19 protein-coding genes are annotated in these 24,314 nt (G+C 56.4%); 8 read left to right on the forward strand and 11 right to left on the reverse strand.

Features of this window, described 5'->3' with window-relative positions:
- Positions 1-33: 33 nt before the first annotated feature.
- The 5 genes from CEE69_RS21630 to CEE69_RS21650 all read left to right on the forward strand — a co-directional run bounded on the left by CEE69_RS21630 (position 34) and on the right by CEE69_RS21650 (position 5,219).
- A complete protein-coding gene (locus tag CEE69_RS21630) occupies positions 34-834 on the forward strand; it encodes a hypothetical protein (protein ID WP_099262692.1) in 801 nt (266 codons plus the stop codon).
- A 51-nt stretch (positions 835-885) separates the two neighbouring features.
- Positions 886-1,650 (forward strand): hypothetical protein, encoded by a 765-nt coding sequence (locus tag CEE69_RS21635; protein ID WP_099262693.1) that lies wholly within the window; start codon positions 886-888, stop codon positions 1,648-1,650.
- 319 nt (positions 1,651-1,969) lie between these two features.
- Positions 1,970-3,394, forward strand: a complete 1,425-nt coding sequence (gene lpdA, locus CEE69_RS21640) for a dihydrolipoyl dehydrogenase (RefSeq protein ID WP_099262694.1) — start codon at positions 1,970-1,972, stop codon at positions 3,392-3,394.
- Complete coding sequence (locus tag CEE69_RS21645) at positions 3,391-3,948, forward strand: phosphatidylglycerophosphatase and protein-tyrosine phosphatase 1 family protein (protein ID WP_233215504.1); 558 nt, start codon at positions 3,391-3,393, stop codon at positions 3,946-3,948. Before lpdA ends, CEE69_RS21645 begins: the two co-directional genes overlap by 4 nt.
- A gap of 401 nt (positions 3,949-4,349) precedes the next feature.
- Positions 4,350-5,219, forward strand: coding sequence for an SIMPL domain-containing protein (locus CEE69_RS21650; protein ID WP_099262695.1), 870 nt, complete (start codon positions 4,350-4,352; stop codon positions 5,217-5,219).
- Positions 5,220-5,263: 44 nt separating this feature from the next.
- Here the strand turns inward: CEE69_RS21650 and CEE69_RS21655 are convergent, their stop codons facing one another.
- The gene (locus CEE69_RS21655) at positions 5,264-8,545 is read right to left on the reverse strand and encodes a PVC-type heme-binding CxxCH protein (protein ID WP_099262696.1); all 3,282 of its coding nucleotides are present in this window, start codon (positions 8,543-8,545) and stop codon (positions 5,264-5,266) included.
- Between CEE69_RS21655 and CEE69_RS21660 the strand changes: the two genes are divergently transcribed.
- On the forward strand, positions 8,539-9,561 hold the full coding sequence (locus CEE69_RS21660) for a rhomboid family intramembrane serine protease (RefSeq protein WP_099262749.1): 1,023 nt from the start codon (positions 8,539-8,541) through the stop codon (positions 9,559-9,561). The two genes, CEE69_RS21655 and CEE69_RS21660, sit on opposite strands and share 7 nt — an antisense overlap.
- A gap of 149 nt (positions 9,562-9,710) precedes the next feature.
- Complete coding sequence (locus CEE69_RS21665) at positions 9,711-11,210, forward strand: sulfatase (RefSeq protein ID WP_099262697.1); 1,500 nt, start codon at positions 9,711-9,713, stop codon at positions 11,208-11,210.
- Between the two features lie 39 nt (positions 11,211-11,249).
- Here CEE69_RS21665 and CEE69_RS21670 read toward each other — a convergent pair whose 3' ends face one another.
- From CEE69_RS21670 to CEE69_RS21690, 5 genes are all read right to left on the reverse strand, one after another.
- Positions 11,250-11,726, reverse strand: a complete 477-nt coding sequence (locus CEE69_RS21670) for a hypothetical protein (RefSeq protein ID WP_099262698.1) — start codon at positions 11,724-11,726, stop codon at positions 11,250-11,252.
- Positions 11,719-12,168, reverse strand: coding sequence for a hypothetical protein (locus CEE69_RS21675; RefSeq protein ID WP_233215505.1), 450 nt, complete (start codon positions 12,166-12,168; stop codon positions 11,719-11,721). The genes CEE69_RS21670 and CEE69_RS21675 overlap by 8 nt, the downstream gene beginning before the upstream one ends.
- A 117-nt stretch (positions 12,169-12,285) precedes the next feature.
- Positions 12,286-13,044 carry an ankyrin repeat domain-containing protein gene (locus tag CEE69_RS21680; RefSeq protein WP_099262699.1) on the reverse strand — a complete coding sequence of 253 codons (759 nt, stop codon included), beginning with the start codon at positions 13,042-13,044 and terminating at the stop codon, positions 12,286-12,288.
- A gap of 1 nt (position 13,045) precedes the next feature.
- Entirely contained in the window at positions 13,046-13,327 is a 282-nt protein-coding gene (locus CEE69_RS21685) for a hypothetical protein (RefSeq protein ID WP_099262700.1), read from the reverse strand.
- Between the two features lie 136 nt (positions 13,328-13,463).
- Complete coding sequence (locus tag CEE69_RS21690) at positions 13,464-13,970, reverse strand: GNAT family N-acetyltransferase (protein ID WP_099262751.1); 507 nt, start codon at positions 13,968-13,970, stop codon at positions 13,464-13,466.
- Between the two features lie 148 nt (positions 13,971-14,118).
- Between CEE69_RS21690 and CEE69_RS21695 the strand changes: the two genes are divergently transcribed.
- A complete protein-coding gene (locus CEE69_RS21695) occupies positions 14,119-15,612 on the forward strand; it encodes a sulfatase family protein (RefSeq protein WP_099262701.1) in 1,494 nt (497 codons plus the stop codon).
- A 298-nt stretch (positions 15,613-15,910) separates the two neighbouring features.
- Here CEE69_RS21695 and CEE69_RS21700 read toward each other — a convergent pair whose 3' ends face one another.
- The 5 genes from CEE69_RS21700 to CEE69_RS21730 form a co-directional block, all read right to left on the reverse strand.
- The gene (locus CEE69_RS21700) at positions 15,911-16,855 is read right to left on the reverse strand and encodes an anti-sigma factor (protein WP_099262702.1); all 945 of its coding nucleotides are present in this window, start codon (positions 16,853-16,855) and stop codon (positions 15,911-15,913) included.
- Positions 16,852-17,448 (reverse strand): RNA polymerase sigma factor, encoded by a 597-nt coding sequence (locus CEE69_RS21705; protein ID WP_099262703.1) that lies wholly within the window; start codon positions 17,446-17,448, stop codon positions 16,852-16,854. Before CEE69_RS21705 ends, CEE69_RS21700 begins: the two co-directional genes overlap by 4 nt.
- Positions 17,449-17,676: 228 nt before the next feature.
- Positions 17,677-18,825 carry a fasciclin domain-containing protein gene (locus tag CEE69_RS33825; protein WP_099262752.1) on the reverse strand — a complete coding sequence of 383 codons (1,149 nt, stop codon included), beginning with the start codon at positions 18,823-18,825 and terminating at the stop codon, positions 17,677-17,679.
- A gap of 760 nt (positions 18,826-19,585) precedes the next feature.
- Positions 19,586-21,019 (reverse strand): DUF1501 domain-containing protein, encoded by a 1,434-nt coding sequence (locus tag CEE69_RS21725; protein ID WP_099262753.1) that lies wholly within the window; start codon positions 21,017-21,019, stop codon positions 19,586-19,588.
- A 65-nt stretch (positions 21,020-21,084) separates the two neighbouring features.
- Positions 21,085-24,246 carry a PSD1 and planctomycete cytochrome C domain-containing protein gene (locus tag CEE69_RS21730; protein ID WP_099262705.1) on the reverse strand — a complete coding sequence of 1,054 codons (3,162 nt, stop codon included), beginning with the start codon at positions 24,244-24,246 and terminating at the stop codon, positions 21,085-21,087.
- Positions 24,247-24,314 lie beyond the last annotated feature (68 nt).

Genomic DNA, 24,314 nt, shown 5'->3' on the forward strand with positions numbered 1-24,314 from the left:
CCCCGCGGTCCTCTTTTCGTACACCTCGCCGAAATGAACCAGCCTGAATCATCCAAGTCGTTGTTTTTGGGCGGCGCCGCCAAGGCCACCGCCGCCAATCGCGAACGGGATGTTCCCCGCATGGGAGCGGAGTCGGGTTACGAAGCGGTCGTGGTCGACGACGTCGCACCAGTACGCATCAGTGCCTTCATCGGCTTTCTGATTTCGCTGACCAGCTTCACCGCCGCCGTCGCCAAGCCGATGCTGGTTCTGCCCGCTTTGGCGTTCGTCATTTGCTTGTTTGCACTGCGAAAACACGACGGCAAAGCAAAACCGGTCGGAACCATGGTCGCTCGAATCGGCTTGGTGCTGGCCTGCTTGTTCGGATCGACGGGATTCTTCGTCCACTACCTGAAATACCGAACGCTGGGCGACCAGGCGAGCTACTTCGCTCAGCAGTACCTGGAACTAGCGGCCAACGGCGAAGAAGCCCTGGCGTTGGAGCTGCAGAAATCGGCCCCCAACCGCCAGGTTTCCACCATGAAGTTGGACGCCGCCTACGAGATGGACCAATCGGCCCAAGAGCAACTTGAGAATTTTCGCAGCGGTGCCTACGCCGACGTCAAACGTGTCGGACCGGATGTCGAATGGGAACTCGATCGTCGACCACGGGTCTTCCAGAAATACGGTCGCGAAAAAGTTGACACGTATTGGCGAGATCCGACCGGGCAATTCAAGGGCGTGATCCAAATCGAACTGCAATGGACTCCTTCACGCGATGAGGACGAGTCGGATTGGCAGGTTTCGTTGTTCCAAGTCGAACGCGAATTGATCGTCGCACCTGTGGTTCTGTAGCGGCGAAGCCGAACATCAGGCCAAGCGTTCGATCTGAATTTCGCACGCATTTTGCGAACGGGTTCGGATTGGGGTGGCGTCGAAATGCTGGCAGTGCTTACGACCAAGTTTCCGGTCGTCTTTCCTGCCGCTTGCCCTTTGACGTTCAACATGCCAGCTCGATCCACCGCTCTCATTTGCACCGTTTCGTCGTTGCTGATTTCTGGTTTGCTTTTGACAACTCAAACCGGTTGCCTGGGTTTGATGTCCAACCTGATGCACGCCGTGGGTGCTGACCAAGTCCCTGCGGAATGTGAACTGCTGAAGGATTCGAAGGTCGCCATCGTGACCTTCACCGACCGCAGCCAATACAGCGAAGACATTGCTGCTCGAACTTTGTCGCGAAAAGTCAGCGACATCATGCTCAACAAAATCAAAGACATTCGCCTCGTTCGCGAAGATGAGATCCAAGAGTTCCGCGACACCCACGGCTGGGAAAACTCAGACTTCCTGGACATCGGCAAGGGTGTGGACGCAGAGAAGGTTTTGGCAATCGAACTCACGGGCATGAAGCTTCGTGAAGGAGCCACGCTGTATCGCGGGTCCGCCGCTGTGATGCTGACTGTTCTGGACGTGGAAACCGAAACCGTGGTCTTCCGAAAAGAAATCGACGAATTCATGTACCCGGCAACCGCTGGCCAATACACCAGCGAAACGACCGAGTCGAAGTTCCGCAAGCTCTACTTGCAGATGCTGGCTGAACGCATCGGCCGAGTCTTCCACCCGTACGACTTTGCCGACACCATCGCGATGGACGGCGCAATCGCCAGCCAGTGAGCCACTCCGAAGGCCACCGGAATTCGCAACGCTGGCTCACTCGAGTCTGCAGCTTGCTCTCCACACCTGACGCCTACGGCACGCTTTCACGTGTGAGTCGGCGTCTGTTCTCGCTCGCGACCGCGGGCTGACGCGGCGAAAGCGACTATGGAATCGCCCGCCGTCTATGGAATCGCCCGCCGTCCTTTGGCGATCGTTCTGCGTCGCAAAGTCCCTGTCTCGGCAAAGCAACCGCGCTCCGGTCGACAAACCGCTTCGCGTATCTGACAATTCATCCTGATTTGCAACGATTCTCGCCACGCACTCGATCTCAATTGCTATGAAAACGGCTCGTCACGAACTCGTCATTTTGGGCGGTGGCCCAGCCGGATACGTCGCCGCCATCCGCGCCGCTCAACTGGGAATTGACGTCGCCTGCATCGACGACAACCCTCGCTATGGCGGGACGTGTGTTCGAGTCGGATGCATTCCCAGTAAGGCGCTTTTGGAATCCAGCCACTTGTACGAAGAGGCTCAGCACAAATTTGCTGACCATGGGCTGAACGTCGGCAACGTCGAAGTGGACCTCGACGTGATGATGAAACGCAAAGAGAAGATCGTCGAATCGCTGACCGGCGGAATCGACATGCTGTTCGATCGCCGCGGTGTGACTGCCTATCACGGTCGCGGCAAACTTCGCGATGTGGAAACGATCGAGATCACGCCCAGCGAAGGCGCTGCCGACGACCAACCGACCTTGGTCTCCGCTGATCAGATCATGCTGTGCCCCGGCAGCGTCCCAGCAAAACTGCCCTTCGTCGAAGAAGACGGCGAACGAATCGGAAACAGCACCACGGCCCTCTCCTTCCCAGAAGTCCCTGAAGAACTGGTTGTCATCGGCGGCGGCTACATCGGCATGGAACTGGGCAGCGTCTGGAACCGACTCGGCAGCCACGTTGTTGTTTTGGAAGCCTTTGACCGCATCATGCCGGGTCTCGACAAAGAGATGGCCAACCTGGCTCATCGAAGCTACAAGAAACAGGGCATCGAAACTCGAACCGGAACCTTTGTCGCATCTGCCAAAGTCGATCCCAACCCAGGTGACAAGAAACCTTGCGTCGTCGAAATCAAAGATGGCGATCCCATCCGTTGCGATCGAGTGCTCCTGGCGACCGGACGTGCTCCGGCAACCAAAGGCATGGGACTCGAGGAGGCCGGCGTCAAACTCGACGAACGCGGTTTCATCCAAGTCAACCATCAGTTCGAAACCTCCGTGCCGGGCATCTATGCGGTGGGTGACTGCATCGGCGGCGCGATGTTGGCTCACAAAGCCATGGAGGAAGGCGTCGTTTGCGTCGAACTGATGGCCGGCATCGCGTCGGAAATGAATTACGAAGTCATCCCAGCAATCGTCTTCACCCATCCCGAAATCGCGATGGTTGGCAAGACCGAAGAAGAACTGAAGGAAGCCGGCATCGAATACAAGAAGGGCGTTTGCCCGCTTGGTGCCAACGGACGAGCCCGCACTTTGGGCGACATCGATGGTCGCGTCAAGATTCTCGCCGATGCGGCGACGGATCGTGTTCTGGGAGTCCACATCATCGGCCCGCGAGCCGGTGACATGATCGCGGAAGCCGCCGCCGCAATGGAATTCGGAGCCAGCAGCGAAGACATCGCTCGAACCTGTCACGCTCACCCGACGCTTTCGGAAGCGGTTCACGAAGCCGCGATGGCGGTTGACGATCGGGCGATCCACACGGCGTGAGTGGCCCTACCGAATCTGGCTGGCTGAGGCGCCTGTACGCCCGCGTCGTGTTCCTACCAACGTTGTGGTGGAACATGCTGCTCGGACGCGTCTTGAAAGTTCGCAATTGGTTCGACTGGATCGATCCTTTGGTGATCGTCGGTGCTCGACCATTTGCACGCGACGTCGAGGGATTGGCCAAGCTCAACGTCGGCGGTGTCGTCAACACCTGCGAAGAATACTGCGGCCCAGTCGATGAGTATGCCAAGCATGACATAGAGCAACTGCACCTTCCGATCACCGACTTCACCCACCCCAGTCTGCAAGACGTCACGACGGGAGTCGCGTTCATTCAGCGACACGTCGAAAGCGGCAAAGCGGTCTACATCCACTGCAAAGCCGGCCGTGCTCGCAGCGCCACGATCGCAATCTGCTGGCTGATCGCTCACAAAGGCATGACGCCCGACGAAGCCCAAGCGTGGCTGCTTGAGAAGCGACCGCACATCAACCCGCGTCTGACCCAGCGACCAGTTGTCCAACGGTTCGCTCGCGAGTTCCAACCGTCACCCGAATGACCCTAGCACGGGCTTTCAAGCCGGTAGACGAAATGCAACCTCGCTTCAAAACGTTCGTCTCGAAAGCGGTCTAGCCAAAGTCCATCTTCATTCTCGGGGCCTCCACCCCGAGCTATTGAAGACGGCCCCTCTGGGGCGATGTCGGCGCATCTCGTCCGCGAAGCGATCCAAGTCCCTGCACCAGAGCAGGACAGTTGTCCTTAACTGCTCCGTCGGGCATCTCTCAACGGCCAAGCCACGTCGCAACCCAGCTCACTCCACACCATTCGCGTCACGCTGCACGACATCAAACCATCCACGCAAGCATAGCGAGAGATCTCAAGCCATTTCGAAACACCTCCCTCTGTCACATCATAGAATGACGGCCCCCTTCTGATTCACAACAATCAACGGAGTCCAACATGTCGAAACGCACCGCCTACCAATCGAGCCTGCTTGTTGCTGCCATCACTGCATCCATGCTGTCAGCCCCGGCGTCGTCCAACGCCGCCGACGGGGTTGACACTCGGTCCAAATTGACCGTGCAAGCAACGGCTGACTCCAAGGTCGCCCCCGACAGCGTCACGCTTCGTTTCGCGATCGAATCACGTGAAGAAAAGGTCACCGAAGCGGCTCGAAAGACCTCCGAGCAAGTCACTCGCGTCGTGCAGTTTCTGAAGGGCCAAGGGATCGAAGCCAAAGACATTCGGACGGAATCGGTCGTCCTTTCACCGATCTACCGTCAAGGTCAAAAGGGGCAGTATGCAAAGCAACGTTCGTCGATGTCAGCCTCGCAAGGATTCGGCGATCTGTTTGATAGCGTGCCACAGCAACAAGCCACTCAAACCGAAGCTCCCCAGCCGAGTGTTCGCGATGAGTTGCAGCAGAACCAACCCATCGGATATTCCGCCAGTCGCCAACTGACCGTTTTGGTTCGCGACATCAAAAAGTTCCAAACGGTCTACGCCGGTGTCCTGGAACGCGGTGTCAACTCCATCGCTGGGATCCAGTGGATGAACTCCGATCAAGTCCAACATCGCCGCGCCGCTCGCATCAAAGCGATTGCTGCAGCTCGCGAAAAGGCCAGCGACATGGCCGGGGCCCTCGATGCGAAGGTCGCACGTGTGATCAGTGTCCAAGAAACTTCGCGACGTTCTGACCCATTCAGCAACAGCGTGCAACTGTTTGGCGGAGAATCAGAAGGAAGTTCCATTCAAGCCGGCATGATGACGCTCTCCGCATCGGTGCAAGTGGTCTTCGAACTCAGCGACACCGAGTTCGAAAACGAGTGATCTGGAAAACCGAAAGTCTTGACGACTTCCGCTACGACGGGAACCTACTTCTCCGCCGGCAATGCCACCTGCGTCGGACTTTGCAGGTAGCCGATCAAATCAACCACTTGCTGCTCGGTCATTGGCTGCAGCAACCCACTCGGCATTGGCGATTGCTCGGTCACGCTTTCCAATTCAATGTCATCGTTGGCCAGTACCCAAGTCTGATCCGCCGCGACAATCGTCGTGGTCTGACGCGTTCGCTGGGTCACCAAACCGACCAACAACCTGCCATCCGCGGTCACGATTTTGGTTGCCCGGTAGTCGGCACCGACCACCGAATCAGGGTCAATGATGTTGTGCAACAGATAACCAAGATCACTGCGCTGCGATCCAGTCAAATCCGGCCCCACCTTGCCACCGGTCCCAAACAGTTGGTGACAGTTCGCGCACGCGGTTTGAAACAAAGCCCGCCCCGACGACAAATCCGCATGGCTCAATTGTTCACGCGTCAATGATTTCGTCCAGCGTTGAATTTCCTCTTTCCGATCATCCGGCGTGTCACGAATTCGCCCCCAAACGTTCTCGACTCGCTCGGTCAACTCATCGTTTTCAAGCGTCAGGATTGTCCGCACATGGGACGCCGTCAGAATGTCCTTGGGACGCTTCTTCTGCTCAATCGCCGTCAACAACACGTCGGCGAAAACGGCTCGGGAACACAACAGCCCCACCACACCAGAACGACGCGGGGCTCGGAAACGATTCAAGTTGTCGAGCAACAGACTTCCCACCGCCGGCATCTCAATCGTCGACAACGCCGGAGCCAACTTCGCGTTGACTCGCGGATCTCGAATCAACGGCGTCGCCAACTGAACGATCTTCGAATCGTCCAGCGCTTCGTCTGTCCCTCTTGATTCGATCAGCCCCCGAACTGCGGCCAAGCGTTCCAGCACATCGGCCTTTCCATCGCCCGCAACCACCGCCATCTCAGCAACGCTCTGGCCATCACCAAACAAAGTGTTCAGTTTGCGAAGCGTTTCCGCGTGCTTGGTTTGCAAGTCCCTATGAGCGGACAAGACCGCTTGGAAGTCGTCCCAGTCTTCCGGACGCTCCGCCTTTCGGATTCCGATAATTCCCGCTGACACACCTTCCAAGAAAGCATCCGCGCATTCCACGTTGGGCTTTCCATCCAGGTCTTGATCGCCGTGCAAACGCCGGGTCACGGAAGTCACCAAACGAGCGAACTCCTTCGGGTGCTGGTCGACTCGTTCGGCCAAGGCTCGCGAAATCAGTCGCGTGGTCGTTGGAATCTGGCATTGCTCACCGCCAAAGAGCAACTCGTCGGGATGATCTTCCGCACTCGACATCAGCCCGTACCAAATCATCAGCCCTTGGTTGTGATCGTCAGCGTCCTCGATGCCAGACTTTAGCTCGGTCAAGAAATCCGCCATCTCGCCTCGCAAACCCAATGGCAATCGCTGCAGGATCGACGCGAGCGTTAAACGCACCGACGCGACATCGGCCTCCGCGTGAGTAAGGAAATCGCTCGAGTAAGCACGGTACTCGTCACTCACTTTCTCGCCCGCTGCCTTGCCCGCCGCTGTCGGCCCGAACACATCGTCGATCGGCCAATGTTGAGTCATCAAGCGAAAGCACCATGAACGGACATGCGGCGACGGATCAGCGATACCTTCAAACAAAACCTTGCGAGACAAACCACCTGAAACGTTCAGCGTCCATAGCATTCGCAAGCGTTGTTGCGGATCGGTTCCCTCGACATCTTTGAATTGTTTCAACAACGCCGCGTTCAGTTCGCTGGCGTCGGCACCTCCGGCAACGGCCTCTGCCACCTGCAAACGAGACTGATGCGAGAACCAACGATCACCCGCCAGTTGGAACGCGATCGTTTGCTCGACGTTGATCCCAGGTTCGTTCAGCTTTGCCAGTCGATCAGCCACGTCATCCGGCGTTCCCGCCTCGTAGCGGATTTGAAAAACGCGGCCACTCGACCGGTGAACTCCCGAGTGTTCATGGCACTCGCCCAAGTCCGCCCAGTCCAAAACGATCACGTTGCCATCCGGACCGGCAGACAGTTCCATCCCACGGAACCACACGTCGTCGCTGAGGAACAGGTCTTTCTCGTGCTTGCCGACATAACCGGTTCCTTGAGGTTCCAATCGTTCGCGATTCACGCGACGCCCGTGGAAATTCAACGTGTACAAGTCTTCTTGGTATTCCGTCGGCCACGTCGACTCTTGATAGATCATCATGCCAACGTGAGCGTGCCCGCCGCCGTAGTCGTTGGCGGCTCCGTCACGTGAGTCTTGCCATTTGCCGGACGTGTCGAAGTGATAGTGATCGGCGTGCTGATCAATCAACTCATAAGCGTTCGGGTTCGGGTCCAAAGTGAACGGTCGGTGAAGGTGAGCCCCGTGAATGCCATGCCACAAATGTCCGTTGACGGTGTTAATGAAAAACAGCTCGCCATTGCGATCAAAATCGTGCCCCCACGGGTTCGTCGTCCCATGACACAGCACTTCGACGTGACGCGTGTCCACGTTGTATCGCCAAATGCCGCCCTCCAGAGCAGTTCGATCCGCATCAGGAGTCCCCGGCAAACCAATCCGTCCCGGACACGATCCGCCGCAACGCCCGTACAGCCAACCGTCCGGGCCGAACCGCAATCCATTGGCCAGGTTGTGATAGTTCTGCTCCGCGATCGTGAACCCGTCCAAGATGACTTTAGGAGCCGAATCAGGAACCGCATCCCCGTCCGCATCCGGCACAAAAAGCAGTTGCGGCGGGCACATCAGCCACACGCCACCGCGACCAACTTCAACACTGGTCAGATGCTGAACCGAGTCCATGAACACGGTCCGTGACTCAGCGACTCCGTCGAGATTTTCATCGTTGAAGACCAGCACTCGATCGCGTTGGTCATCCCGCCAGGACACGCCGCGTTGACCGTAGGTGTAATTTTCCGCGACCCACAGTCGCCCTTTTCTATCCCAAGCCAAATCGATCGGGTTCTGAACCTCTGGCTCGCTTGCGAAAACGGTTGTGGTGAATCCCGGTGGCATCTCGATCGCGGCGGCCGCATCTTCGGGCGACAACAACGGAGGCCCGGCGAGCTTGCCGTCGGCGTTCAATTCTGCGAGAGGTTCTGTGTTGATCGGCTTCGGAAACTCATCGGCGGTCGCTTGCGCCCCGAGAAACACGCTCGCCAGCAAGCAAACGGCCCACGCTCCACCGCGAGTTTGGCGGCAGAAAACGGGTGTCTGCGATCCTTCGCGTCGCGTCCCCACCCGTGCAATTTTCGCGAGATCAACGTAGAACATGGATGTCATTTTCGTTTCGAACAAGAAAGATTGATATGCGGCGAATCGGCACTTTTTCCGATCCCAAATTGGCTGACCAATTCAGCGACTACCTGCAGACTCTGAGAATCCCTGCGAAAGTCGACCACGACGAAAACTCCCATGATATCTGGATTCGTGACGAGAAAGATGTCGCGATGGCTCGAGAAGCCATGGAAGAGTTCAAACAGTCACCGGGAGCCGCCAAGTTTGACGTGACCGCCGAAGCCGCGCGATTGCGAAAAGTAGCCGAAGCTGAAAAGAAACGCAAGCTGGCGTTGCAGAACAAAGCTCAGAAGAAGCTGCGTGGCGGTTCAGGAGCTTTTAGTGGACGATCCGCAAGGACCGGCAATATTCCGGTCGTCATTGGCATGATCGCCATCTGCGGAATCATCGGCTACGTCACCAATTTCGCTGATCCCAAGCCTCGCCGCGATCTGCCCGAAGTGATCACGCTCGAACAATTGGAGCGAGGGGACTATCTCTCGACGGCGCAAAAACTTTTCTCTGCGTTGGCCCTCGCCGACCCCATCGAGTACCAGAAATCAGATGACCCTTGGGTATCAATCAAAAAGGGCGAAGTCTGGCGACTGGTCACACCGGCGTTTCTTCACGGTTCGCCAATGCACTTGGTGTTCAACATGATGGCTTTGTTCACATTGGGAAGCGTTGTTGAACGATTGCACGGGTCGTGGTTCATCGCGGTACTTTTACTGGTTTCGCACGTCGTTGGAATGATCGTCCAAGTCGTGCTGCCTGATTGGATGGAAAGCCCTATGGCGATCGGCGCATCAGGAGCGGTGTTCGGAGTCTTCGGGTACATCTGGATTCGACCTCGCTTCCAACCGTCCTATCCAGTTGGAATTCCACCGTTCAATGTCTACCTCATGCTCGGGTTCATGTTCGCTTGCATGACGCCGCTGATCCAAGGAATCGCCAATGGCGCTCACGTGGGCGGCCTTGTGACTGGAATGGCCATCGCTGCACTGGCACCGAAAAGCATCTGACGAACCGTTTTCACAACCAGCGATCATTCAGGTTGGCCGAATCAAACCGCTTCGGCGCCGCTCCGGCAGTCAAACTCCGACTGTCGAACGGTTCAGCTAAACTTGTGAGCAAACTCCATGCTCCAAGTTTGCTCCCCGATTGACTCCAGGTGACCAGGTTGTTGTCGCTCCCACCGAAGATCGCTTTCAATCACATCGCCGCGACTTGCCGATGGTTCGGTTCGCTCGCCATCGCCGTGCTGTTCCTCCGGCCATCACTAGGCCATGATCGCCCCAACGTTCTGCTGATCGTCGCCGATGACCTGAACTGTGCGATCGGGTCCTATGGTGATCCCAACGCGATCACGCCGAACCTGGACGCCCTCGCTGAACGCGGATTGGTGTTCGATCGAGCCTATTGCCAACAAGCGGTCTGCAATCCCTCGCGGTCCTCATTCTTGACCGGCCTGCGTCCAAACACGGTGGGCGTCGATGACCTCCGCAAAGGTTTTCGCGAGACCGCCCCCAACGGCGCCTCGCTGGTCACGTTGCCTCAGCACTTCAAGAATCATGGCTACTACTGCCAAGACATCGGCAAGATCTTCCACAACATGGGCGACACGCAAGACCGCCAGTCATGGTCGATGGACGAAGTCTTCCACGCAGGAACGCACGCCGCCGACACAGTGCACTCCAACACACCCGTCGCCTTGCGTGCTCGCAAGATCAAGAAGGCACCGGTGACCGAAACACTGGACGTGCCCGACACCGCCTATCGCGATGGCCAGATCTCGCGTCTGGCTGCGTCCGTGATTCGCGACTACCCCCGCGACTCTGCCCCGTTCTTCTTGGGCGTCGGATTCTGGCGTCCTCATTTGCCCTTCGTTGCACCAAAGAAGTACTGGGACCTCTACGATCCGAATCAGATTTCGGGCCCAGCCTTGAAAGCCAAACCAATCGACGTGCCAGAAATCGCGATGCACATTTCGAAAGAGGTGCACAGCTACGACGGAATCCCCAAGCAAGCCGATTTGCCCCCCGAAATCCAGCAACATCTTCGTCACGGGTACTACGCTTCGATCAGCTTCCTCGACGCTCAAGTCGGTTTGATCCTCCGCGCCCTCGAAGGGAGCGGCCACCAAGACAACACGATCGTCGCGTTTGTGTCCGACCATGGTTTTCACATCGGCGAAAAAACGCTGTGGGGCAAAACCAGCAACTTCGAACTCGACGCACGAGTCCCCCTCATCATCGCCGATCCACGCACCGACCAGACGGGCCAGCGAACCAATTGCCTGACGGAATTGGTTGATCTCTACCCCACCCTTGCATCCCTCGCGGGCATCGCTGACGACCTGCCTGACAACTTAGAAGGAACGAACGTCGCATCGCTGCTCAAGGATCCCGACCAAACACTCAAACAAGCCGCCTTCACCCAGCACCAGCATCCGTTTTACGCGCCTCGGAAGAGCTGGATCGCCTGGGGCTACTCCGTCCGCACGGCCGATTGGCGATACACCCAGTGGCGATCCATTTCGGACAACGCACTCATCGCCGAAGAGCTCTACGACCACCGTTCCGACTCAACCGAAAAACAAAACGTATTCGATCAATATCCGGACGTTGTCAAACGACTTTCGCCAATCCTGACCAGTCACTTCCAACTGTAGCCGACGCCAGGCGACTGCTACGTGTCGTAATCCCATCTTCTACTTCTTCGCCGCTAACCCTGCAGGAATACGTTTTCCATCGACGCCAATATCACCCAGAATCAGCACAATGATCGCGATGAATCCAAATGGAATCCCGAGAACCACGAGAGGCGATAACCTTGGAATCAAACAAAGAATCGCAGCGACATACGAAAACGCCCTCAATTGTCCGGCGAACATGCAACGTGCTCCGTACCACTGAACCAAATGCATCATGATCGCCGAAATGTAGGCCACATATGGATTCAGTCTCCACGGGTAAGAACTGAAAAACTGTGCCGTCGGCGCACCACTCAAACTAAGAATGAGAGCGATCGTTGACAGCACCAAGAGCGGCACCGCCACGCTTCGTTCTCGCTCGAACATGCCAAGTTCAGCATCAGAATCCGCGACAACTTCGAGCTCGAGTTCCGACGGGCTCTGATACGGATTGGAGTAGTCGCCTTCTACCATGCGTTCGATTTTGCTACTCATCGCCCGTTTGACAATTCAAATCTGACTCGACGGTATTCAAATTCGCGATCAGATCTTTGAAAGCCTTTTGCGCCGTGTCAATCAACATGCCCATTTGAAGTTGAGCAGATTTCATGCGTTTAAGACGCTCCAAGTTCTGGACGTCGCGGCCTGTCCGAATGCCCTGAAGCAAACCCGCCACCATTGACTGCCACCGACTCGCGATCACGCTGAATTCATTCTTCAATTGATGGACCTGATCCAAAGCAGCCCGCGGGCGGCCCTGCTGGTCTTCCTTCTCAGCTTCAGCAAGCCGACTGGCGAACTGATGAAACCCCTTCAAGCCACTGACGACACGGCCATTGGGCAAGCCGCGAATTTCGCCGCCGGGAAGCGATTGCGTTCGTCGCACCGTCGCCAAGACAAGAGCAAACTGCCCACGTCTTTCGCAATTGATGTCCATTTCGCCACTCAAATTCGAAGTTGCGTGCTGCGGATCTGAGAAAAAACCTGTCGCACCGGAAACAACCATACCATTAAAGAGAACGTCAAATGGGAACCACTGAGTGATTTGCCTTCGCTAGAACGATTCGTCATCGTCGAGCAGTTGCGTTTCCTTCGCTTCCAGCACTTCTGCCATGGCTCTGGAATTTCGTTCTCGTGGAGTTTCTACTTGACCAAACCTTGGGTCGAAACCGAGTGCCGTTTTCTCTTCGTCGGTTGGCTCGCGATGATGCAGCTTCAAGAACTCCATCAAGGCCTCGCAATAGTCCGCCTTCGCTGCTACCAACCGATACTCATCGCTGACTTTCGCGGTTGCTCCCTGAGACAACAACAAAGCAGATAGTTCTGGAGACCAATACGCGGAGTGGAGTGGCGACTCGCGTTTCCAGAACTCTCGGGTTGCCCAAGTGTTCACGTTTTGGCGATACAACAAAATCAAGTTGGCGAGTTCAACCTCTCGATTTCGAATGGCTGTGTGCAATGCGGTGGCACCGGTCCGATCGTTCGCATCGAGATCGCAATTGTTTGAAATCAGAACGCGCAAGATGGCAGCCCGTTTGTATCGCACGGCATCACTTTGCGGATCCGAAGGATCACGCCCGTTGGGAGAATGAACAAGAGCCAAAAGCGGCGTCCATTCCTTCGGGTAGGCTCCCACTCGACGACTCTCGCCGAACGTTGTGTTGACGTCGACGCCGTCACGCAGCAACTTCACAACACGAAATTGATTCAGTCGATAGCAAGCGTCGACCAATTGCTGACCCGGGGACAGATCATCGGCGACGGCCGATTCCGTTGCAAAGACAACGATGCATACCAAGACCAAATTTCGCATTTCATCCGCCGCGACTGAGCATCAGGATCACCACCGAAAAAGCAAATCCACAGACGACAAAGAACAACGGTAGAACAAGACACCCGAGTGTCATTCGGTTCCGAGCTGAATCTCGGCGAGACGCGATCCCCGGTGATAGAACGCAACCCAGGAAAACGAAAACCGTGACAATGGGAGTCAACATCTCCGGCTGACGCACCAAAAATCGAACGAGCCCGAAGAATGCAGCGACGCCCGTCACCAAGCAAAACAGCGCATACAGCGTGAAACGGTAACGAGACAATCTCTCTATCCTCGATCGAGAATCGAAACAAATCCTTCATGTCGATCATGAACCGTACCAATGTCGTTCCGGATCAGACACCCGGTCGGTGAGTACTTGGAAGCGAGAAGAGAATGACGATCAAAGCAGTTGATCGTTAGCCGAGAAGGCTTTTGTGCATGACGTAGACATCGACGTAGCCATTTTCCGGGTGATCAAACGCTTCGGGAAGGGTCCCGACAATTTCGAACCCCAATTTCTGCCAAAGCCGGACGGCTCCCGTGTTCGTCGACACCACAAAATTGAATTGCATGGATCGGTAACCTTCCTGCAAAGCTTCCCGCTGAGAATGCTCACACATCTTCGAAGCGATGCCCATCCCTCGGGCCGCACTTGAAACGATGTAAGCGCAATTGCAGACGTGCGATCCTCGCCCCGGTTGATTCGGTTTCAAGTAGTACGTCCCGAGAATTCCGCCGGACTCATCTTCGGCCACATACGCTTTGGCCGACCCCGCGGCCCATATTTCGTAGCCTGCCTCCGACGTGATGTCCTGCGGATGCGGGAAAGTCGTTCCAGATCGAAATGCGGGTTCGATCACGGCCCAAGTCGCCGGCCAGTCAGCATTGAAGAGTTCACGAATCTGAAACGTGGATGAAAGCATGATTTTTGATTCTCGAAGGGGATAAACCACGTCTGATTCTACGCTGTGACAGACCGGATGGTTTCACCACGCAAATGGCGGCGACAGCGGATAAGATGTCGTGACATCCCCACTGTTTGCACACCCTGTTTTGAATGCTACTTCGATCATGACGCTTGGATTGATTCGCTGGAAGACGTTGGCTTGGTCACTGACGATTTGTTGCTTCGTGCACTGGGCGACGCCGATCAGATCAACCACTGCCGCCAAGCCAAACGTGGTGATGATTTTGACGGACGACCAAGCCCCGTGGGCTTTTGCAGAAGCCGTTCGTTCAGGACAGTTCGACGACGTGCCGGTTCCATCGACGCCAAACATGGATCGATTGGCAGCAGAAGGAGCCGTGTTTCGCAACTTCTTCTGCACCACTCCGGTCTGCAGTCCGGCTCGGGCGACCTTGATGACAGGCCGCTACGCCAGCGAATTGGGGATCACCGATTTCATCCCACAACCGGGACACAAACTCTACGATCCCGAAGCTCCCGTTTTCCTCGATCCCGATACCACAACGACCTTCGCAGAAGTCTTGCAGCGTCAGGGCTATCGCACCGGTCTGGTCGGCAAATGGCACCTCGGTGACTGGACGGCATCGGAGGACGGCGACAAACACCCGACTCAACACGGATTCGATTCGTTCATGGGGCTGACAGGAGGCGGGACGTCGCCGGACAACCCCGAACTGGAACTCGACGGCAAAGTCCACACCTTCGAGGGACTGACAACAGACATCCTGACGGATCATGCCATCGAGTTCGTGGAACACAACGCGGACCGTCCGTTCTTTCTGTGCCTGTCAACTCGAGCACCTCATGGGCGCTGGTTGCCGGTCGCGCCGGAGGACTGGGAACCGTATGACACGATGGATCCAACCATCCCAGATTACCCAGGACTGGATACGACGCGGGTTCGCAAAATGATGAAGGAGTATTTGGCCAGCACGACTGGCGTGGACCGCAACCTCGGGCGATTGCTGCGAACGCTCGACGACCGAGGTTTGAGTTCCAACACGATTGTGATCTTCACGTCGGATCACGGATTCAACATGGGCCACAATGGAATCTGGCACAAAGGCAATGGGATCTGGGCGACGAAGCAAAAACCGCCAGGCGAAATGCACCAAGGCACTCGGGTAATCTCCAAGAAGTATCGCCCCAATCTTTACGACCATTCACTGCGTGTGCCGGCGATCGTGAGATGGCCCGGCGTGGTGAAACCTTCCAACGTGATTGAGCACACCGCGTCTCATTTGGATTGGTTCCCGACGCTGTGCGCCGTCGCGGGTGATGCGTCCGCAGCCCAAGGGTTGATGGGCCGAGATCTGACACCGTTGTTGAAAGGTGAATCGCAGGCCGATTGGGATCAGGAACTGTACACCGAGTACGACATGATCCGTTACACGACCGCGTCCCTGAGAGGTTACCGCACCCCGCGATACAAACTCATTCGTGATCGACACAATGAAGGACGCGACGAGTTCTACGACTTGCAGTCCGATCCTGGGGAACACCACAACCTGATCCGGGAACCAGAAATGCAGCCCGCGATCCAAGATCTCGACGCAAAGCTGCGAAAGATGGAAGCAAAAGTGCAAGACCGCAGGTGAGCCGGCAATTGTCACCGCTCCGCGGTTGAACCAGTCGCGGAGCGACGAAATCCGTCAGCCTTGGGTTTCAACCCAAGGTCCCCGACACCCCAACACACCCGCCAAGTCGCGGAGCGACGACAGCCGGGAATGCGTTTCAAACAACTGTCGCCACTCCGCGGCTTGGCCGTCTCGGGTGACGCACACGAACCTCGGGTTGAAACCCGAGGCTACCAACTGTCACCGCTCCGCGGTTGAATGCAGCAGCTTTGGATGCCCCAACACGCTCGCCTCGTCCGGATCAACGCGTTGACTGGAACTACTGAACCGTAGCCAACAGTGGCAGATTCTCTTGCGATGACACGACCACCCCGCCCGGCTTTTCAACCGTGATCGCAAAGGCAACCGGATCCAGGACTTTCAATTTCGCTGTGATCGGAACCACAACCTCTCCGGTCGAATCAATGTCGAAGACGCCACCGTCGATCGGTTCGTCATCCCGCGCTGGGTCGATGATCCACAACTGATACTGCTCCACCGCCACATCGTTCACAGGCATCCCGACAAAACGCATGTAACCGTCTTGGGATGCGTTGCTCCAGACAACATCCCCTTTTACTTCGGTCTGGAACGGGTGCTTGCCATCGCCCCACGCAACTTGGACCACATCCTCCGCTTCGTTCAACAGCAAAGTACGCTCCGCCGCGGCGGTCGTTTCAACATTTCCCGGACGATTCCACTCACTTCCACGCCAAAGTCCCAATGCCAACAAGGCGGATGCAGCAAACGCCAGCCATGCGGCAGCTTCGCGTGGCCTCAGATCAGTTCGCTTGCGCGGCTGGACTATTTCCAACGGAGCAGACGTGACCGCGTTGTCCACCGAATCGTCCGTTCGTTGCACGCTTCCGATTCCGGTTCCAGAAACCTCCGCGAGAACGCGTCCTGCGTCAGCTTGGATCTTCTCGCGTAGGCCGGCGGGCAGTTCCGCATCCGGGCTGGTGTCGGAATCTTGAGACCGCCGAAAGGACAAAGCCATATCCACCGCGGCCGCCGTTTTCTCCAGCTCGAAGAACGTCGCCAAATCGGCCTCGGTCTCCTGCCAGTTCGAAACTTCGTCGTGCTCTTGATCAGACAGATCACCAAGGACTTTCCCCGCCAAGAGCTCCTGCGCTCGAAGTGGCAAACGCAAGTCGTTGTTGGAAGCGTCGCTGCCGGGATCCCCTGGATCGTAGGTCGGCTGGAAGTCGTCTGGTCGCTCACTCATAGCCCACCCCCTCTTTGATCAGCAGCCGCAACAATCGGGCTGCGACCTTGTCGATTCATACATTCTTTCAGGCTGAGCAATGCTCGCCTCGCGTTTGACTTCACCGTCCCCAACGGCATTCCGATGACTTCGGAGATCCTTCCGTGCGACAGCCCTCGATGAATCGACAAATCAATCACCTTCTGCTGCTCAGTGGATAACTTCCTCAAACAACTGTCCGCTTTGCGGGCCTCGTCTGCCAGCTCCGCAGCACGGCTGCCTGCCGTTGCGGATTCATCTGCCTGTTCATTGACGAGCAAATCAGCGCCACCAACCTCGCACTCAGTCGGACGAATGCCGCGACGCATTCGGTCAATGATTCTGCGTCGAGCGATCATGGCAATGAATGTGACCTCGGTGGACTTTTCGGAATCAAACCGAGCCGCGTTTTGCCAAATGGAAACAAACGCTTCCTGGACCGCATCCTCCGCGTCTTCGGCCGTGGGTGCCAATCGCCGGGCAAGCGACCAGACGAGACGCCCATATTGGTCCAGGCAATCTCCGACTGCAGAATGCTCTCCCGCAGCGATTCGCTCTAAAATTGAGTTGCTCAAGTCCGCCTTCGCTCAGTTGAATTCAGGTCTTGTTGACAAGTGTTCCACCAGCATGATCGCTGGCTCACACAACACCATGGGACCAAACATTTGAATCCCCTCGTTCGTCACGGCCCGTGCAGTATACCGTGGCTGCTCTGCCGCGCAACGGACAAGCGAGCTTCAATGTGGTTGAAACTCGCTCGTTCGATTTGGTTCGACGACGAAGCAGAAACCGATCCTCGCAACTTAGCGATTGGTCACAATCTGCCCGTACATTTGGTCGATCCCAGTTCGCAATGTCCAAGCACGCTGGGTTGGGCAGGTGGTGTGGTTGGCACTCGTCAAGACAGTCGACATGTGACTGTTTAGCGAGTCGCCAAGGTTCGCAGACATCAGCTCGGTCATCGTGGTGTGGTACAAGTCAGCACAAGCACTGTGATGTCCGGCGTTGAACAGACGAGCACCTTGAGCGACCGTGTTCTCAATCACTCGACGAGCGTCGACAGCGTTCTCAGGTGGAAGCAGTACCGCATCGATGATGTGGATGACACCGTTCGAAGCGTCCACATCAGTTGCAACTAACTTTGAATCATTGACCATCGCTCCGCTGTCGGTCACTTTGATTCCAAGAGGCGACCCTTGAAGTGTCTTGGCTGACTTCGCTGCGACAGCGTCTTCAGAATACACGCGGCCAGAGACAACGTGGTACTTCAGGATGTCGACCAATTTCTTTTTGTTGGCTGGTTCCAACAAGGACGCAACCGTCCCTTCGGGCAACTTCGCGAATGCTTCGTCCGTCGGTGCGAAGACAGTGAAGGGGCCTTCGCTGCCGAGCACTTCCGCCAGTCCAGCGGCCTTCGCTGCAGCAAGCAAAGTCTTGAAACTACCTGCCGCGTCCGCTGTTTCAGGAATGGTCTTGTCGGCTGGCAAAATCACGCTGTCGATGATGTGGATCACGCCGTTGTCGCAAACGATGTCCGTGGTCACAACGTTGGCACCATCGACCATGACGCTGGAACCATCCACTTTGATGTCGACTCGTTGGCCGTTGACGGTCTGGGCACCCTTCAAGCCGACCACTTGTTCCGCCATCACTTTGCCCGCGACGACGTGGTACGTCAGGACGCCAGCCAATTGGCCTTTGTTTTCAGGTTTCAGCAACGTCTCCACCGTGCCGGCTGGCAGCTTCTCGAAAGCCGCGTCCGTCGGTGCAAAGACGGTGAACGGTCCTTCCCCCTTCAAAGTGTCGACCAGGTCAGCAGCACCAAGTGCCGCAGCAAGTGTCTTGAACTTTCCTGCTCCAACTGCGGTGTCGACAATGTCGGCGGCAGTTGCTGATGCGGCACTCATGCCAATGAGAGCCACGGCGAACAAACTGGTCAGTGTCTTTTTCATCTTTCTGTCTCTCAAACGAATGTTTTGAATTTCCCAAACCACGTCTCTTCTGCGTGGTTGTTTGAGAGTTCGCAGCCAGGCAGGCTTTGGATGCAAAAAGATTTCAAACAAATGAAAACTCTTCGATCGCCACGTTCAAACAAGGGAAACCGCACCAATCTCGCACGAGACTTGGTTGATGCCGGCCTGCGAAGCGATCAGTCGCCCCGCTTCGAGGATCGACAAATTGCAAACAGCGTGCTCGGAAGTTTGAATTCCCCCTCCTGATCGCAGAGACCATGCCGTTTTCAGGTGCTGTGCCAGCAGCGTCATGAGCCCCCCTCCCGACGAAGGAGGTTGTGCAGTTTGTCGAGGCCGCGTTTTAGCGGATTCAGCATTTGAGAACCTCTCCCGAAACGAAGTTTGGGGGGAGTTCGAGCGACGCCGTTCAGGCGTACGCGAGGGAGGAGGCCGAGCATGGAGGTGGCGCGGATTGCCCTCCCCCGGAAATCTCGCTAAACGCTCGCTTTCCGCACCCTCCCGCTGCGAGGTCGTGCAGTTTTATTTCACCCTCCCTTTGGGAGGGTCGGCCCGCTTCGGGCCGGGGAGGGTTACGCGCTGGTTCCGATGCTCGACCCTCCCCTCGCTTCGCTCGACCCTCCCAGGGGGAGGGTGATGATAAACGCTTCGCAACCCAGCAGTTAAAAACTGGACGACCTCGATGTTGGCGGAGGCGGAAAGCGAGCGTTCAGCGAACGCTGCCCACGCCCGGGCGACCGAATCAAGCCAAGATGTCGTGCACGACCTGGGATGATTCCACACCGGTCAGCTTGAAATCGAGGCCTTGGTAGCGGTGGGTGAACCGTTCGTGATCAATCCCCAGCACGTGAAGCGCCGTTGCGTGCAGATCACGCACGTGGACCGGATTTTCAGCGACGTTGTAACTGAAATCATCCGTCTGACCGTAGCTTGTCCCAGGCTTGATGCCAGCACCAGCCATCCAGATCGTGAAGCAGCGTGGATGGTGATCTCGGCCGGCTTCGGGTGAATCCCATTTGCCTTGACCAGCCACGCCGCGTCCAAATTCGCCGCCCCAAATGATCAGCGTTTCATCGAGCAATCCACGTCGCTTGAGATCCTTGACCAGAGCGGCGCTAGGTTGATCAGTATCAACACAACGCGAAACGCACCAAGAACTCAGTCTCGAATGGTGATCCCAATCGGGATGAAACAACTGAATGAACCGCACGTCACGTTCGGCCAAACGGCGAGCCAGGATGCAGTTCGCCGCGTAGCTACCCGGGCGACGTGAATCGGGACCATACAGTTCAAACGTTTCGTCGGACTCGTCACTCAAATCGGTCAATTCAGGGATGCTGGTTTGCATCCGAAATGCCATTTCGTACTGAGCGATTCGCGTTTCAATTTCAGGATCCATCGTCTCGGCGTGGTGCGACCGATTCATCGCTGCCAGCCCGTCAAGCATTTCACGACGCAGTTCACGCGGGAACCCATCGGGATCGTTCAGATACAGAACCGGATCCTTTGCACTTCGCAGCTTGACGCCTTGATGTTTGGAAGGCAGAAAACCGCTTCCCCAATAGTGATCGTAGAGCGGCTGATCGCTGGGCCGTTTCATCTTCGAAATCAGCACGACATAGTCGGGCAGGTTGCTGTTCATACTGCCCAAACCATAGCTGGCCCAAGCACCAAAACTGGGACGCCCAGGAAGCTGATGTCCGGTCAAAAACTTCGTCATCGCGGGTGCGTGATTGATCTCGTCGGTGACCATCGATTTGACGAAGCACAGTTCATCCGAGATCGATCCGATGTGGGGCAACCACTCTCCAACCAGCCGGCCGCACTCGCCATGCCGATGAAACTTGGTGATCGCTGGCAGAATCAATTGTTTTTGATTCTTGGTCATTCCGGTCAGTCGTTGGCCTTGGCGAACACTGTCGGGCAACTCGGTGCCAGCCAACTTTGGCAGCTCCGGCTTGTGATCAAACAACTCGATCTGAGACGGACCGCCGGATTGGGTCAGAAAGATGACCCGCTTGGCCTTCGGAGCGAAATGCGGCAGGCTGGATTTGAGTTCGCTCGCTGCCAATTCGTCACCCAACATAGCTCCCGCGGCCAGGGCACCAAAATTGAATCCGGCCTGCGATAGAAAGCTCCGTCGACCGAGTTGCAATTGAGTTTCGTGATGATGCATGTCATTTCGCAACGAATGGAGCGATGGAATTAAGAACTCAAGAGCGAACCAACCGAATGGCCGGCTCATTCACGTGTCATGGCTTCGTCAAGGTTTAAAATCAGACTGGCGGTTGTCATCCAGGCGGCGGTTTCTGCCGCGACTTCCGACTCAGGCGATTCCATTTGACCGACGGTGCAAAACTCGATCGCTTCGTCGATGTGATCGCTGTAGTAATCGTTGGTGCGATTCCAAACCGATTGTAAAGCAGCCCGTTCGGAGTCGTGGAAATGCCGCGACAAGACTCTGACCGCGAGAGCGTTCGCGTGATTCTCCCACAAAGCTTCGCCCGGCGAGTCTCCTCCAGTCACGATCGCATCAGCAAACGCACGCGATGACTCCAACATGGTTTTGTCGTTCATTAACGTCAGAGCGTGAAGTGGAGTGTTCGTGCGTCTCACCCCCACTTCGCAAACGCGGCGTTGGGCACTGTCGAAAAGGAATGTCGGTGCACTGCTACGACGCCAAAACGCATAGATCGTGCGTCGATACTGCCGCGAACTCAGGCTGGGCTGATAGTCAAACCGGCCCATCGTGATCTCCGCCCAAACGCCGGGCGGTTGGTACGGGTACACGGGCGGACCACCCACGGTCGGATCAAGCAGACCTGAGACCCGCAATGCATTGTCGCGAATCATCCAGGCTGGTAATCGGAACCGTGGGGATCTGGCAAGCAACCGATTCTCGGGATCCAATTCCAGCAACTCAGGCGTGGCAACGCTGCTCTGCCGGTACGTTTGGCTGGTCGCGATCAATCTCAGGATATGCCGTAAATCCCAATCGCTTTCGATCAGCTCCACCGCCAACCAATCGAGCAATCTTGGATGCGTCGGCAGTTCGCCTTGCAGACCAAAGTCGCCCGGCGTTCGAACCAAACCCGCACCGAACATCAATTGCCACATGTGATTCGCAATCACGCGAGCCGTCAGCGGGTTTTCGGAATCGACGATCCAATTGGCCAGATCCAATCGAGTGCGAGATTTCTCGGCAGGCCATTCCAACACGCTTGGCAACACCGCGCGAGCAACCACGTCACCCTTCGCGTCCCAAACACCACGCAGCAAAACATGTGTGTCGCGTGGTTTCTCACGCTCGGCAAGCACCATGACTTTGCGAGGCTCGGCTTGTTTCTTCAGATTGCCAAGCTGCTTCCGGGCGAGTTTCAATCGATTGTTGACGGCCTGGTATTCGCGATCGGAGATCAGAAACTGCTCCAGCAATCGATTGCGGAGCTTGTCGCTGAGCGGGTCGGCCGAATCGTTTTCGTCAGAGCTGATCCATTCGATGAGTTCTTTTAGTGGGGAACCACCATCGACACGCCGAACCGTTTCACCCCGCTCGGACGTCAACGAGATGCGAAAGCGGCCGATGTTCGCATTTCCATGAGTGGATCTCTGCCGCATCAAAACGACAATTTGATCGCCGGATTCGACGTCCCAAGGTTCTTCGAGTTCATAGACTCCAACGTGCGGTTCGATCGTCTCGGCACCTTCGGTCGTCCATCCGTCGCGAGCGTCGTCGTTCAGCGTCTCTTTGATATTCGCGTAGCGCTTGTCCCACTCGGTCTTGCGATCTTTGGATGCTTGGTAATCCGCTTTAGCACCGGCGAAATCCAGCTGGGTTTCCGATGGGCTGCCTTCGCGGCGTCCCATCGCCAGGACGCTCGTCAGGGCGAAGTCTCCATTCCCGCTTCGTGTGAAAGCTTCGCCAACATGTGATTCATGCGGGAAGACTTCGATACGCAAACCGGTGATCCGAGGCATGTCGCTGGGGATCTGCATCACGATTCGGTAGTCATCTTGAACCGGTGTCGGACCGTGAGTTTGAACGATGCGTTCGTCTTCCACAGTGAAATTGGTGCCCTCGCTGCTGCTTAGTTTGGGTGTGGGTGTTTGCCAGACTTCATGATCAGACGGCGGGTCGCTTTGAAACTCCGCGAGCCATTCTTCGAAACGCTTGACGGCGTGTTCTTTCTCCACCGCTTCGTCGTTTTCGCATTGCTTGACGAAGATTGTGAATTCATTCGCTTGAGGATCGACCTTGGGTGATTCAAATTCCAGATACGGTTTGGCTCGCATCCCCGCGTTGCCGTCTTCATCGATGCTGTTGAAGAACGCCGACATCGAATAGTAGTCGTGATGTGTGATCGGATCGAATTTGTGCGTGTGACATTGCACGCAACCGAGCGTCAGCCCCAGCCAAACCGTTCCCGTCGTGTTGACTCGGTCGATAACGTAGTCGATGCGAGACTCTTCCGGGTCGCGGCCACCTTCGCCGTTGGTCATGTGGTTGCGATGGAAACATGTCGCCAGCTTCTGCTCGGCCGTAGCGTCGGGAAGCAAGTCACCCGCGAACTGTTCGATCGTGAACTCGTCGAACGGTCGATTGCTGGCGAACTGGTCAATCACCCAATCTCGCCAAGGCCAGTTTTCTCGTGTCCCGTCCTGCTGGAACCCGTCCGAGTCGGAATATCGGGCGGCATCGAGCCACCACATTGCCATGCGTTCGGCATGGTGCGGCGATTCGAGGCATTGATCAATGAGCTCGTTCCAACTTTGCTCTGCGTCAGATTCGGACTGTTCTTCCAGACGAACAATTTGCTCGGACGTCGGTGAGATACCGGTCAAGTCGAACGAGAGCCGACGAAGCTGTGTGACCGGTGACGCGGGCGGACTCAATGCGAGATCGTTCTCCGCCAGTTTCTCCATGACGAACGCGTCGATCGGATGCGTTTTAGAGTCTGTCTCCGCAGACTTAGGAACAACCGGACGTGACAACTTCTCGAACGACCAATGCTTCCCCCAAGGTGCTCCGGACTCGATCCACTGCCGAATCGCTTCGCGTTCTTTTTCGGTCAGTGGTTTGCGGTGTGAATCCGCGGGCGGCATCACCATGTCTTCGTCGTCGGAAATGATTCGCGACCAGATCTCGCTGCTCTCCAAATCGCCGGCCTGCACCGCCGCGTATCCGCCACGATCTTCTTTCGCAGCAGTCTCAACATCCAATCGCAGGTCGGCTTCGCGGTTGCCTTCATCCGGACCGTGGCAGTGAAAGCATCGGTCCGATAGGACCGGCAAGACGTCGCGTGAAAATGAGACGTCTTCCGCGATCACGACAGGACAACTCAAAAGAGCAATCCATGCCAACCCGATCAACGTTGCGAAGACCGGGTTCACTCGGCTGGTCATACAATGGGCTCGGATCAAGGTGGGCTCGCGATGGGCGTACACCCGAAAAGGCGTTGCAGAATCGACGT

It is taken from the genome of Rhodopirellula bahusiensis (assembly GCF_002727185.1).
Lineage (GTDB): Bacteria > Planctomycetota > Planctomycetia > Pirellulales > Pirellulaceae > Rhodopirellula > Rhodopirellula bahusiensis.